11 protein-coding genes are annotated in these 13,374 nt (G+C 63.8%); 5 read left to right on the plus strand and 6 right to left on the minus strand.

All coding sequences use genetic code 11. The annotated features are described in order from the left end of the window. The first annotated feature begins 124 nt into the window (after window positions 1-124). From HY556_04360 to HY556_04375, 4 genes are all read left to right on the plus strand, one after another. Window positions 125-1,117 (plus strand): methyltransferase domain-containing protein, encoded by a 993-nt coding sequence (locus HY556_04360; protein ID MBI4393018.1) that lies wholly within the window; start codon window positions 125-127, stop codon window positions 1,115-1,117. Window positions 1,118-1,285: 168 nt separating this feature from the next. Then, window positions 1,286-2,197 carry a ribonuclease Z gene (gene rnz, locus HY556_04365; protein ID MBI4393019.1) on the plus strand — a complete coding sequence of 304 codons (912 nt, stop codon included), beginning with the start codon at window positions 1,286-1,288 and terminating at the stop codon, window positions 2,195-2,197. A gap of 99 nt (window positions 2,198-2,296) precedes the next feature. Continuing rightward, complete coding sequence (locus tag HY556_04370; GenBank protein ID MBI4393020.1) at window positions 2,297-4,906, plus strand: S8 family serine peptidase; 2,610 nt, start codon at window positions 2,297-2,299, stop codon at window positions 4,904-4,906. Between the two features lie 45 nt (window positions 4,907-4,951). Further along, window positions 4,952-5,269: a hypothetical protein gene (locus tag HY556_04375; GenBank protein ID MBI4393021.1), complete on the plus strand. Its 318-nt coding sequence runs from the start codon at window positions 4,952-4,954 to the stop codon at window positions 5,267-5,269. Between the two features lie 49 nt (window positions 5,270-5,318). Here the strand turns inward: HY556_04375 and HY556_04380 are convergent, their stop codons facing one another. The 4 genes from HY556_04380 to HY556_04395 all read right to left on the minus strand — a co-directional run bounded on the left by HY556_04380 (window position 5,319) and on the right by HY556_04395 (window position 7,821). Beyond that, the gene (locus HY556_04380) at window positions 5,319-6,083 is read right to left on the minus strand and encodes a sugar phosphate isomerase/epimerase (GenBank protein MBI4393022.1); all 765 of its coding nucleotides are present in this window, start codon (window positions 6,081-6,083) and stop codon (window positions 5,319-5,321) included. Then, window positions 6,080-6,652: a hypothetical protein gene (locus HY556_04385; protein MBI4393023.1), complete on the minus strand. Its 573-nt coding sequence runs from the start codon at window positions 6,650-6,652 to the stop codon at window positions 6,080-6,082. The genes HY556_04380 and HY556_04385 overlap by 4 nt, the downstream gene beginning before the upstream one ends. 73 nt (window positions 6,653-6,725) lie before the next feature. Next, a complete protein-coding gene (locus HY556_04390) occupies window positions 6,726-7,268 on the minus strand; it encodes an AAA family ATPase (GenBank protein ID MBI4393024.1) in 543 nt (180 codons plus the stop codon). A 322-nt stretch (window positions 7,269-7,590) separates the two neighbouring features. Beyond that, window positions 7,591-7,821: a hypothetical protein gene (locus tag HY556_04395; protein ID MBI4393025.1), complete on the minus strand. Its 231-nt coding sequence runs from the start codon at window positions 7,819-7,821 to the stop codon at window positions 7,591-7,593. Window positions 7,822-8,115: 294 nt separating this feature from the next. On the opposite strand from HY556_04395, the gene HY556_04400 reads away from it, so the two are divergent. Next, complete coding sequence (locus HY556_04400) at window positions 8,116-9,576, plus strand: hypothetical protein (GenBank protein MBI4393026.1); 1,461 nt, start codon at window positions 8,116-8,118, stop codon at window positions 9,574-9,576. Window positions 9,577-9,596: 20 nt separating this feature from the next. Here the strand turns inward: HY556_04400 and HY556_04405 are convergent, their stop codons facing one another. Both HY556_04405 and HY556_04410 read right to left on the minus strand, forming a co-directional pair. Then, window positions 9,597-10,760, minus strand: coding sequence for an acyl-CoA dehydrogenase family protein (locus HY556_04405; GenBank protein MBI4393027.1), 1,164 nt, complete (start codon window positions 10,758-10,760; stop codon window positions 9,597-9,599). A gap of 63 nt (window positions 10,761-10,823) precedes the next feature. Then, on the minus strand, window positions 10,824-13,331 hold the full coding sequence (locus tag HY556_04410; GenBank protein MBI4393028.1) for an MASE1 domain-containing protein: 2,508 nt from the start codon (window positions 13,329-13,331) through the stop codon (window positions 10,824-10,826). Between the last annotated feature and the right edge of the window lie 43 nt (window positions 13,332-13,374).

Here is a 13,374-nt window from a genome sequence, read left to right on the forward strand (position 1 = left end):
GACATAGGTGGCGCGGCCCGCCCTTCCACCTCGCCACAGGAGGGAAAAGGGTCACCGGTCGGCGACGCGTCGGCGGCCCCAAGGCGGGCGCCAAGCCTTTTACGGCCGGGCCGGTTGGCGCCTCGTGAGGTTCCTCATCGAACTGTCGATGGAACACCCGACGATCCCCCGCTCGGAAGCGCTCGCCGCGTCGCACGGGGCGGAGACGTTCTCCGATGACGGGGTCGTGGTCCTGGATTCCGACGCTTCCGCCGAGACCTTAGCGTCACGCCTCGGGATGAGCCACGCCATCGACGCTTACGCGTTCTCGGAGGACGGCGACCCGGAATCTCTCATCGCCCGCTTTCGCCAAGTCGAGCCGCTTCTCGGCGAGACGTGGGCCGTGCGCGTGAGGGCGAAGGGCGAGAGGTGGGCGCGCTACGATTCCGCCGCGTTGGAAAAGAGGCTCGGCGCTTCCATCAAGCGCGCTGGAGTCAATCTTCGGACGCCAAAGACCGAGGTGCGCGTCGTGTTATCGGGGCGGATACATGTAGGAATAAAGCTCGAAGAGATCGACCGGGCGCCGTTCGACGCACGGAAAGTCCAGCACCGCCCGTTCTTCTCTCCGATAAGTCTTCATCCCCGCCTTGCCCGCGCGTTCGTGAACCTCGCGGCGCCGCGCGCCGGGGAGCGTCTCCTGGACCCCTTCTGCGGGACGGGCGGCATTCTCCTCGAGGCCGCGCTTTGCGGTCTCCACGTCATCGGCGGCGACATCGACGGCTCGAAAGTGGAAGGCACGAAGGCCGTGCTCCATCACTATGTCGGCCCTTCGGCGTACGAATTCCACGTCGGCGATGTCGGCGACATCGGAAAGCACGTGTCGGACGTCGATTGCGTCGTGACGGACCCGCCTTATGGGCGAGCGGCGACGACGACCGGGGAAGAGGTCCGCAGCCTCTACAAGCGGGCCCTCGAGACCGCGCGCGGCCTTCTACGCGACGGTGGTCGCTTGGTGATCGCGTTCCCGGACCCAAGACACGCAGACCTCGCGGCCGGTCTCTTCACGTTACGCGAGCGGCATGCGATCTTTGTGCACCGGTCCCTCACCCGGCACGTCCACGTTTTCGAAAAGGCCTGATTTCGGCCCACGGCGGGAAGGGTCCGGCCAACGACGGAAGTACGTACTTATGCATACATTCTCGGCGAGCCCCAGCGAAAGCCTAAGAATGAGGGTCGGCATGACGCGCAACATATGCCACGGCCCAAAGGACCGGCAGCCCAACCACGGCCGGGCATCCACGAGCAGATGGACATCGTGTTCCTAGGGACAAGCGCCAGCTGGCCATCGGCGGATCGTAACGTCGCCTCGATAGCGCTACACCGGGGCGGCGAGGTCATCCTCTTCGACTGCGGCGAGGGCACCCAGCGCCAGTTCCAGCGCTCCGGCCTCTCTTACATGGACGTCTCGAAGATCTTCATCACGCATCTTCACGGCGACCATTTCCTCGGTCTCATCGGCCTCATCCAGACGATGTACCTCAACGAACGCCAGGCGCCGCTTCACATCTACGGCCCCGACGGCATCCGCGACAACGTCATGAACCTGCTTTCACTCGGCTATTTCAAACCCGATTACAACATCGTGATCGAGGAGCTTGAGGACAAGGACGTCGTGGACTTCGGGTCCTACTCGGTCGCCGCGCGCGCAGTCAAGCACAACGTCCACAACCTCGGATACGCGCTCGTCGAAAGACCGCGCCCCGGTCGCTTCAACAAGGAGCGGGCGTTGGAACTCGGCGTCCCCGAGGGGCCGTCTTTCAGCAAACTCCAAGCGGGCGAACAGGTCGAGACGCCGGCTGGAAAGATCATCAAGCCGGAACAGGTGCTTGGACCCTCGAGGCCGGGAAGGAAAGTCGCGTACTCGGGCGACGCCCTCCCGTCCGAATCCATGGTGGAACTCGCCCATGGCGCAGACGTCTTGATCCACGATTCCACCTTCCATTCCGACTACAAGGAGGCCAACGAGTACGGGCACTCGACCTCAGCGCAGGCAGCATTCATCGCGAAGAAGGCCCAAGTGCGTAAGCTCATCCTGACGCATTTCAGTGCGCGCTACAAGGACGTGAGGCCGCTAGTAGAGGACGCGCGGAAGGTATTCCCCGGGACCGAGGCGGCGCACGATTTCTACAAGGTCAATGTGGAGTTCCGGGACGGCTGAAACGCCTCGATTGCAGATTCATGTACATTCGGAGGGGACCACTCACCGGACGTCCACTCAAGTTTGAAATAGCCCGAGACGGATGAAGCGGACGGGGGCATGGAGTTGAACAGCCGGACCCAGGCCATCGTCATCGCGTCTGCATTGTTGACAGCCAGCGCCACGGGCGTCCTTGCGACGCTCTTGGAGCCACAGGCGCCGGCGGGCGTCTCGCCCGAACTTGCCGAAAAGCTATCGAGCTCATCGCAGGCCGACCGCCTTCCGATCGTCATCCAGTTCAAGGACTCGGTGCGCCCCTCGGACGCCCTTCTCCTTCAGGATCTTGGGTTCACGGGCCTCATCCAGTACGAGATGATCCCGGCGGTGTATGGCGTTGGCGATGTCGGGGCGATCGAGACGCTCCGTCAAAGCCCGCGCGTCGAATACATCGAGTACGACACCGAACTCGAATACTACCTCGACACAGCGACGACGACAGGCCGCGCCAAACAAGTCTGGGACGCCGCTTTCAACACCTACCTCGGGGGCGTGCGGGAAGCCCACGAAGGCGGGTTCACAGGGTCTGGCGTGAACATCGCTATAATAGACACCGGCGTCGACGCGACGCATCAGGACCTGCTCTATGCGCCGCTGGCGACCGCCGCCGGGCTTCCGGGCAAGACCTCGATCAACCTGAAGCTCTTGGGCCGCGACTCTGTGAGCGGCGACGTCTTCAACCCCAATGACCCCAACGGCATGATCCTCGACGGCGCCGTGGAGGACACCCATGAGATCGTCAAGGCGAATGCCCTGGCGGTTCCCACCCCGAACAGCGACAACACGGGTTCCCACGGCACGCATGTGGCAGGGATCGCCGGTGGTTCCGGTGCCGCGAGCGGAGGAGTCTACAAGGGAGCGGCCCCTGGCGCGAACATCGTGGGCCTTGGTTGCGGCGAGACGATCGTGATACACCTCGGCCTCGCGGGATTCGATTGGGTCTACGCGAACGCCGACGCCGAGAACATCCGCATTGTCAGCAACTCGTGGGGAGGTGCTGGCGACTGGAACCCCGACTCCGCGCTGACGAAGGCGATACAGAAGCTAGCGCAGGACAAGGGGACCATCATCCTTTTCGCGGCCGGCAACGACGGCGGCGATGGCAGCCTCATCAGGACGAACCTCTGGGCGAACATCCCGGAAGTGACGCTTTCGGTCGCGAACTACAACGAGGCGTGGGGTTTCGCAAACAACGGTTCCTCAAGAGGCAAGATCGACCTCGAAAGGACGTGGCCCGATCTCATGGCCACGGGGACGCGCGTGCGTTCCACAGCCGCGATCCTTGCCCCACTCGCCTATTCCTCGGACGAAAGCCCACCGACACCCGTCGTCGACCCCTACACGACCTTCACGGGCACTTCGATGGCCACTCCCTTCGTGGCGGGCGTCGTGGCGCTCATGCTCGAAGCAAACCCTGCACTCACCGCGGCCGACGTGAAGGAGATACTGCGCGACACATCGAAGCCCGTGACGTACCTGAACGCGACCGGTGTCTCCATCGTGACGTCGTACGCGACCCATGGGTACGCGATGGGGAAGGGGCTCTCCGACGCATCCGCCGCGGTGGCCGCGGCGTTGAGGATGGCCGATGGCCATGGGCGCTCGACCGCGATACGCCTCGCTGACGTGGACAGCTCCGTGTCACCGTGGGTCCTCAACCCACCTCGCCCAATAGCCGACGTGACGTCGCCCTCCAGCGGCTCGATCCTTGCAGGGACGGCAGCGAGCGTCGCCGGGACCGCGACGACCTACGGCGACCCCGTGACGCTCGTGGAGGTCTCCGTGGATTCGGGGCCATGGTCGGCGGCGACCGGCACCGGTTCGTGGTCGTTCACGCTGGATACCACGTCTTACTCGGACGGGGTCCACGCCATCGCTGCCCGCGCTTTCGATGGTTCGGTCTACTCCTTTGCCGACTCGGTGAACGTCATCATCAACAATGGGATCGATCCCCCGACCCCTGTCCTCATGGGTCCGACGGGCCCGGCCATTGCAGGGACGTCGGTGGGTTTCGACGGGAGCCTCTCGACTGCCGATCCAGGAAGGAGCATCGTTTCGTACGCGTGGGACTTCGGTGACGGCGGCACGGCCGCCGGGCCCGTCGCAAGCCACGCCTTCACCGCGCCGGGCACATACTCCGTGACGCTCACGGTGACGGACGACGGAAGCCTCTTCGGATCGGAGGCGATCGACGTCAAGGTCTTGGAGCGCCACGACCTCTTCCTGCACGCGGGCAACGCGATGGACCCGACGATGCCGACCGCGGGCGAGGACACCGTGGAGACGCACGCGTTCGGCGAATCCGTGGCGTTCATCAGCAGTGGATTCGGCGGGCAGACCCTCGCCTCGTTGCATGGAAGGATCTACCTGTCCACGTCCGGAGAGAACCCTGGCGTCCGATTGACGAACGCGCTCTTCAACGTGAGCTGGTATTCGACAGCGGACGGAGTCGACACCCAGATCGGCTTCAAGATCACGCAAGGCGCCTTCGTCCTCCCGACGGATGCGACGCTGCGAACGGTGGAGTTGAGCCTTTCCGGAGGTTTCGCGGTGCCTGCCGGTGCAGAACTGAGGGTCAAGGTCGAGGCGTGGCAGAACGTCAACACGGTTTGGCGCATATACTTCGACTCGGCGGCGCATGCGTCGGAGATCGTAGCGCTCACGGCGGATTGAGGCCGCTAGCAAGGCTCAAGCGGCGAAGGCGCCATAGCGACGGCCGTGGACCTGACAGGCATCCTTCCGGCGCTCTCGCCGACCGACCCCGGCCCGCCGCCGCTTCTTGAGTACATTGGCCCAGGTCTCCTGTTCTTTTTCTCGTCGTTGGCGATCGGCTTCTGGATAGCGATCGATGCCAACCTCAGGGGCCGTAGCGCGGCCAAATGGGTGCTCGCCGGGATTTTCCTGAATGTCTTCGGCCTGCTCCTATGGCTTGCCAAGCGGCCAAAGGAAAAAGTCGCCCCTGAAGCCCGGCTCAACACGAAGGAACAGATGCGCAAGGCCCGCACGGAAAGGCGGGGCGAGAAGCCCGGTCCCTAAGGCCCAGGGATGCAGGTGGCGGCATCGCCCACGAGGCACGCGCGTGGATTCACTGTTTCCAACCCAACCTCGCCACCGCGTCACGGCTCTTTTCTGATTGACCTATCCCCCGGTTCTCCAATACCGTGTAACCGGTGTAGGCGCCCAGTTGGTGCGCGACCGCCTTCGCGTCGAGCGTCCCCTCGCCGACCGGCAGGTGCTCGTCCTTCTTGCCGCCATTGTCGTGGAAGTGGAGGTGCGTTATCGACGACTTGTGCTCCAGAAACGCGTCCGTGTTGCCGTTCGTGTTCGAATGGCCCGTGTCGAGGCAGAAGCCCATCCCGACCTCGGAAGCAAGCGGCAGGACCTCTTCCGGCGTCTTGCAAGTCGGCCAATCGAAGTTCGGCATGTTCTCGAGATGCGCCTTGACACCATGTTCCCTGCACGCGGCGGCGATCATCTTCAACGAATCCTTGTTCCTCGCCCGCACAGCGTCCCAGTCCCCGACCCCGATGGGGCTTGCATGGCCCGGGTGGATTACGATGGAGTCGAGGTCGGCCGCGCGCATCGATTTCACGACTTCCAGTATGCGGCCCACGGAGAACGCGCGGGTATCGTCGATGAGGGAGGCGATGTTTATGTCGGAGAGGGGGGCGTGGACCGTCACGTCGAGGTCCGTCGACCTTACGGCTTGCCTGAACTCGTCAAGATGCGCGGGGATGTAGTGGAGGCCGTCCGCGACCACCTCCCATTGATCGAAGGCCGAGGCGACCTTCGGGACGAAATCTCCCAACGGCACGTTGCAGAATATCGGGCTGCTCATCGAGATCCTCATTCGCCGCGCCTCCGCATCCTTTTGCGTTCCTTTTCTTCGTGCGTGCCGCCGCTTCGGTTCGGGAGGCGGCGCGCCTCGCCGGTGGAAGCATGGTCCTCGCTGTCCTTCGCGACGATACCTTCGAGGAAGGCCTTGTGCTCTGCCCGAAGTCGCTCGTCCTCCTCGTCGCCCACGAAACTCGTCGCCGCCGTGTCGGGCGCCATGTCCATTATCAGGAGTTCCAGTTCCTCCGCGCTTCTTGCCTCGATCTCCACCACGATGTCGCCAAGCGGCCCGGGGGCGTCCACGAAGTTGACGCGGCCCATGAATGCGGCCTGCTTGTTCAATGCGAACCTCGTCACGCGCCCGTCTCCTTCCCTCCCGCGTAGCATCACGGAACGCGCGGGGTCGCGGATCCGTAGCGTTTTCAAGAGCTCGGCGAACTTCGCGAGGTCCGTGGTCTCGAAGACGTGCGTTCCCCCTTGCGTCGAGGCTTCTTTGACTTTCGGGAAGACGTTTGTTACCGCCTTGATGACGCGCGCCGGCTCTTCCGTCGCGCGGATCTCGACGAGGATGCGGACACTGACCACGCTGTCGCAAGGTTTGACCGGTTATTAAAACACGAGGCCGTGGCGGACCCGCCCCCTTGGCGCGGCGACCGAGTCAACGCCGTCCTTCGAGTATCGCCTTGAACCTTCGCTTGATCGAAGAGATGTCGCCGGCGTTCTCCAACGTCACCTCCGCGCCGGCGACGACGTCCGCGAGGCCCCACTGGAGCTCGCGTCGGTCGCGTGCCTCGAAACGGTCCCTGTCCTGCGCCTCGTCCGCCCTCCTGCGGGCGAGGACGCGTTTCATGCGTTGGTCGTCGGGCGCCGTTATCGCCACGAGCGTGAAGTCCGTTCCCAGGGTGGCCCGGAAGTATTCCACCTCTGCCATCGACCGGATCCCGTCGATCACGACGACAGGGGCCGGGGACGCGGCCAGGCGTTCGCTCGTCCTCTCGGCCCATATGGCCGCGTGACGCTCTTTCCTCATCGCGTCGGAGACGCTTGACACGTTCTCGTCGGTCACGGGGAGGCCGCGCCTTCGCACTTCTTCCCATACGGCATCCCCCATGCGCTCGACAGGGACGCCGGCTTCCTTCGCAACCTCGGCCGCGATGGATTTCCCGGCGCCTGGAAGACCGGTGATGCCGATGACGCGCACGCGATGCGCTAGGCGCTTCCGGGGAAAAACGTTGCCCTTGTGGCCTTACCTAGACATGTACGCTAAGACACCGGAACGGATGGGAACGGAGTTAGGGCCTCGAAGGTCTCGCTCTTCGTCTCTCCATGAGGGATCCCTCACGCTCGTGAGAAGAAACGAAGACAAAGAACCGGACGGGGATAGAGGGAACGCTGCTGCGGGCACGAAAGAGGAACCCCTTCGGTCGGGACGGATGCAGTCCCGACCAAACGCGTCAGACTGAGTCGGGAAACGAAAGATCACCTTTGGTCTGTCAAAGAGTCGCTGCTGCCGTCGCCCGGCCCTAAGCCGATTCTTCCCCGTCGCCCGCCCACCACGCGCGAAGGTCAAGCCCCGAGGCCGACACCCAACCGACCACGAACGACAAGGCCAAGCCCATCGAACCGACGAGGATCGTCCAGATCGTCGTCCAATCGTCGATCGTGCCCGCCCTGACCGTAGCGAGCAGAGTGTTCACCGCCGAGAAACCGAGCACGACGCTCGCAACCAACCCCAACCACTTCGGTTCCGACATGATGCCACCGGCATCGTCTCAGGTTCAATGAGTAAATATAACAGTCGGCCGGTCACTTGGGCCGCTAGGTACCGGCGCCACTCATTGAAATACGACAAGAGCGCGCTCCGACAGTCTTCCAAGGGGCGATGGTGGACATGGAAACCTTACCCCGACACAGCCTTCAAGCCAAGCGGCGGGTCGCTCGGAGCGCGTGACTGACCGACTGAACTGTTTCTCTCTCCTCTCGGCGCCGAGATGAAGATTCAACATGGAGTCCACAACCCTTATCGGGCCCCACGCGTAACGATCGGCGTGAAACGGCTCCTGCTCCTCACACTCGTCGGCAGCCTACTCGGCGGCTGTGTCGCTCCTCCAGCCCAAGAATCCGGCATCGGACTTGAGATGGAGACGGCATCGACGTTGGCATCCCCAGCGACCGACTTCCTGTACTCCTGCCCTTCCGGCCAGGCCTCCGCGACTCCATGCCTCACGACGGTGGCCCGACCGGGGGCGCGTGTACTCGAACCATACGCCGCAGTACACCCCACAAACCCCAATGTGATGGCTGTCCAGGCGACCGAGTACCCATCTGTCGGCGACCCCGCGGCGAGGCTCGAGACGACCGACGCCAGGTACGTTACTCAAGCACTGTACATCACCGAAGACGGTGGAAAGTCCTGGCGCGTCACACAGCTCCCGCTACCGACGGGCCAAGGGACCGGTATCGATTCGACGTTTGCCCCCGAGGGGCAGGATCCGGCGATACTGTTCGGGCCCGACGCCAGACTGCACGTCACGGCTCTATGGAATCCCGGGACCGTCGAGGACGAGGTAAGCGGCATGGTCCTTGGCGGCCCGTTGGACTACAAGACCATCTACCAACACTCCGACGACCTCGGAAGGTCGTGGTCGAAACCCCAAGTCCTCGACGGCACCTCCGGCTTCGAGGATAGGAACTGGCTCATCCGCGACCCCGAAACGGGCACCCTCTACGCCACGTGGCAGGTGGACACCTCCAAAGCGGTCCACGAGCGACGCACCGCGATCGTGTGGAGCCGCGACAACGGAGACACCTGGACGAAGCTCGACAAGAACGTCTGGCCCGACTGCGCCCGCGGGGGCCGCGGCACCGTCGAGTCGGGCGCTCTCCTCGTCCCATGCAGGCACGAAGAGCCGACGGGCTCCGCGACGTTACGCGTCTACCGGTTCGAACCCTCGGCCGGTCCGCCGGTGCTGCTCTCGGAGTTGAGGATGGGCGGCCAACTCCCCATCCTCACGCGCTCGTCGGACACACGTCTCCTGATGACGTTCGATACCTGTTTCTGGGCGGCACCCGACTGCAACCTGGAGACACTGCTCGTCGAAAGCCGGGACGGGGGCCGCTCGTGGACGAACCCGGTGAGCCTGCGGACGCTCATCGACGGCGAGTGGCCGGGATGGATCCGGGTGATGTGGGCGGAGGCGGACGGATCCGGTTCCACGCACCTGTTGGTGTGGACCACAAGGACCGGGACGGAAGTACCGCTGACCAGCACGCGGACGGTCGATTACGGGATCCAGCATCTCGTCATCGGACCGGGTGTCACCAAGTCATCCGCGATCCAACTGATGGCTTGGAAGGATCAGGATTCACCGCATGACATGTTCGTGAGCGGCCACCGCGCCGTGGGGGACTTCCTCGGTCTCTCATGGGGCGGCGAGAGGGCCCTCATCGCTCTGACCGTCAAGGGCGACATGCACGTCGGCCTCATCGAACCGGTGCACGCCCAATAGAAAAGCAGACGGCGATGAGGCTACTTTTCCAAGGATAGCGCGTGCTCGGCGATGATCAACTTCTGGATCTCGTTCGTCCCCTCGTAGATGCCGCATATCTTGGCGTCCCGGAAGTATCGTTCCACGGGCATGTCCTGCGTGTAGCCGACGCCGCCGTGGAGCTGTACTGCGTTCTCGGTCACCCGCATCGCGGCCTCTGCGGTGAAGAGCTTCGCGATCGAAACGGCCTGCCGGTTGTCCAGCCCTGCGTCCTTCATCGCGGCCGCGTGATAGACGAGATGGCGCGACGCCTCGAGGTCGACGGTCATCTCGGCGATTAGTTCCTGGACGAGTTGGAAGCGACCTATGGCGCGGCCGAAGGTCTTCCGGTTCTTGACGTATTCGATCGACGCGTCAAGTGCCGCGGACATGATGCCCACGGCGCCGGCCGCCACCGAGAGGCGCCCGAAGTTCAGGATGGTCATCGCCACTTTCCAACCGTCTCCTTCCTTCCCGATCATGTGGTCCGCCGGGATCTCGCAATCCTCGAACACCAGCTCGGCCGTGTGACTTGCCCTAAGCCCGAGCTTGTTCGTGGTCCAGACCGTGCCAGGCTGGAATCCCGGCGTCCCTTTCTCGACCATGAAGACCGAGATCCCCTTGTGCCGATCGTCCTTCTCGACGGGGCTCGTGCGCGCGAAGAACACGACATAATCGGCGATGTCGCCGTCGGATATCCAGATCTTTCGACCGTTCACGATCCACTTGTCCCCCTTTCTCACGGCGGTGGTCTGTTGGTTCGCGGCGTCCGAACCGGCTTCCGGCTCGGACAATGCCCAAGCGCCGCGCCGCTCGCCCGTCGCAATCGGTGTGAGCCACTTCTGCTTCTGCGCCTCGCTTGCGAAGTGCAATAACGTCATCCCGGCGAGGCTCGTGTTCACTGAAACCGTCGTTCGCAGAGACGAGCAGCCGCGTGCGACCTCCTCGGTGAGCATCGCATAACCGAGTGAATCGAGCCCGGCGCCCCCGTACTCTGGGGGGATGGGTGCTCCTAGTATCCCGAGTTTTCCCATCTTGCGAAACACCTCATGCGGGATCTCGCCGGCCTCCTCCCATTGGTTCACAAAAGGCTTGACCTCCTTTTCTATGAATTCGCGGGCGGTCTTGCGCATCAACTCGTGTTCCGGGGTCGCCTTGATGAGCATGATATCCTCTATCCGGGAAAGATAGGGCCGCGACGGATGAAGGTTTTGCCCTTGGGCAGGGGGTCAAGCCTTCGTGGGTAGCGAGAAGGTGAAACTCGTCCCATGCCCTGGCCCTTCGCTTTCGACCCAGAGGCGGCCGCCGTGGAGGCCCACAAGGCCCTTGGAGATGTAGAGGCCGAGGCCGGTCCCCCCCTTTGGTCTTCCAGCGCCCTCATGGACCTGGCTGAAGGGCTGGAAGAGTTGCCTCATCTGCCCCTGCGTGAGCCCGACACCCGTATCCGAGACGTGGACGACCACTTCTTGCCCGTGCGCTTCGGCATCGACCACGACCTCGCCGCCGGCCGGCGTGAACTTTATCGCGTTGCTTAGAAGGTTTCCGAGCACCTGTGTAAGCCGCAGCGGGTCCGCTGTCACCGTGAGGCCCGCCGCGACGTGCGTCTCCAACTTGACGCCCGATGCCACGGCGAGGGGCCCGAACGAATCCACCGCCTCAGTGACGGCACCTCCGAGATCGAGTGGTTTGGGTTCGAGTTTCATCCGTCCCCCTTCGAGTCGTGCGACGTCGAGCATCTCGCCGACGAGGGTCGCAAGCCGGTCGTTGTTCCGCACGACCATGTCCACGGCCCTTTTCTGTTCCGGCGTGAGCTCTCCGCGGTCGCCGTTCTGCAACAGGTGCAACTGCACCTTGATCGGTGTCAGCGGGGTGGCGAGTTCGTGCGCTGCCATGTTGATGAACTGCGACTTGTACCTGTTCATCTCATCGAGTCTTCGGGCGTCCGCGCGCGCCGCATCGGCATTCTCCCGCTCGGTGACGTCGCGCACGGCTGCTATCACCTGCATCCCCCCCTCCGTCTCTATCGGGTTCAGCCTTACCTCGACGGGGACTTCGCTCCCGTCTTTTCGCTGCGCCCTTAGTTCGAGCCCGCGGTCCATGGGCCGCGACTGCGGGACCTGGTTGAAGGAATCCAGATGGCCCTCGTAGGCCTCGCGGAACCGTTTCGGAAGAAGGATCTCGACCGGTCTTCCCACCACCTCTTCGTTCGTGAATCCGAATATCTTCTCGACCTCGGGACTCGCGTAGGCGATGTTCCCTTCTGTCCCGACAAGGAGCATGCCGTCGGGGGCGGATTCGAGGACGACTTTGAACCGCTCTTCGGCAAGCCTCGTCGCGGTGATGTCCTGGGCGGTGCCGAACATGCGAACGGTCTTTCCGGCGCCGTCGACCTCCACCGTTCCACGCGAACGGATCCAACGGATCTCGCTCCCGGAAAGCGTGGTGCGGTGTTCGAACGTGAAAGGGCGATGCGACTTGTACGCTTCCATGATGATCATGTCCACGCGGTCGCGGTCCTCCGGATGGACGCGTTGGAGGAACAACTCGTAATTCACGTCGACGGCGCCGGGCCGGAGTCCGAAGATGCGGTAAAGCTCATCTGACCATGCCACGTGATTTTGCGCGACGTTCCATTCCCAACTCCCGACATGCGCGATCCGCTGCGCGTCCGCGAGCTGCGTTTCACTGGCCCGAAGCCGTACTTCCGTGCGACGACGCTCGTCGACCTCGCGTTCGAGCGCTCTCATGGCATGCATGAGCGACGAGGTCCGCTCTGCGACCCGTTTTTCGAGGTTGTCGCGGCCCTCACGAAGCGCGTCCGAAACGGCGCGACGTTCGTTCACCGCGGCCGCGAAGGCGAGCGCCGTGGCCGACAGGACGCCGGTGCGGACCTGAAGCCAAAGCAGGGCCTCGTTCGGGTCGGGCGTCTGGAACGGGCCGAACCCGGACACGGTAGCGGACACGGCGACACCCGACATCAGCGTCGTGATGAGGGCCGCCCCGATGGGGCCGAACCTGAAAGCCGCCCACGCGACGACCGGGAGGATGAGGAATTGGAACGACGAGTTCCCTCCGACGGGGACTCCTAGAGGCGCCACTACGATGGCAGACGCGATAAAGGCCGAAGCCACAAGCCCGACGCTTTCCGCGATGCGCGTAACGGCGACGTCCCTCCACCGGTGGTTCGCCAATAGGACGAGGGGAGGGGCGAATATCAGGGCCCCGGTCGCGTCCCCGAGCCACCAGGTGAGAAAGACTTGGGAAGAGAGTCCAGGCGCGACGAGGCCCGAGAGGCCAAGTATCGTCACGCCGATCGTTGCGCTCACCGCCGTGCCTACTAGCCCGGCAAGGACAGCGAACGCAACCACGTCCCGCGCCCTCTCGAACGCGAAACGGCCCCTCGCGAAACGGTTCACTAGATAGGCGGCGGTCAAGGCTTCAAGAGCGTTTCCGGTCGCGATGCCCAGCGACGTCGTGACACCGCCGGCGGTGGTCACGTTCACAAGGAACGCGCCGACAAAGACCGCGGGCCACGCCGCGTAGCCGAGAAGGAGCATCGCGGCGATGGCGATCCCCGTTGGTGGCCACACGGCCGTGGCGCTCGCGTTGACGATGGCAAGGGTGAGCCCGAACTTTCCGGCAAGAAAGTAAAGGGCGGCGACGCAGCCCAGGATCAAGAACCGCGCGGCGGCGCCTCGTGTCGCGAGCGCCCGACGCGGCCAGACCTCGTTTCGCATCGGACTGAGTCTCGACCAACCTATTCATAAACCAAGAGGAAAA

It is taken from the genome of Euryarchaeota archaeon (assembly GCA_016207515.1).
Taxonomy (GTDB): Archaea; Thermoplasmatota; SW-10-69-26; order JACQPN01; family JACQPN01; genus JACQPN01.

What these genes read in the sequence shown, in the direction of transcription:
- HY556_04395 (MBI4393025.1), bottom strand. Translation starts at nt 7,821, where the DNA reads ATGTCGGAACCGAAGTGGTTGGGGTTGGTTGCGAGCGTCGTGCTCGGT.
- HY556_04405 (MBI4393027.1), bottom strand. Translation starts at nt 10,760, where the DNA reads ATGCTCATCAAGGCGACCCCGGAACACGAGTTGATGCGCAAGACCGCC.
- HY556_04380 (MBI4393022.1), bottom strand. Translation starts at nt 6,083, where the DNA reads ATGAGGATCTCGATGAGCAGCCCGATATTCTGCAACGTGCCGTTGGGA.
- rnz (MBI4393019.1), top strand. Translation starts at nt 1,286, where the DNA reads ATGGACATCGTGTTCCTAGGGACAAGCGCCAGCTGGCCATCGGCGGAT.
- HY556_04370 (MBI4393020.1), top strand. Translation starts at nt 2,297, where the DNA reads ATGGAGTTGAACAGCCGGACCCAGGCCATCGTCATCGCGTCTGCATTG.
- HY556_04410 (MBI4393028.1), bottom strand. Translation starts at nt 13,331, where the DNA reads ATGCGAAACGAGGTCTGGCCGCGTCGGGCGCTCGCGACACGAGGCGCC.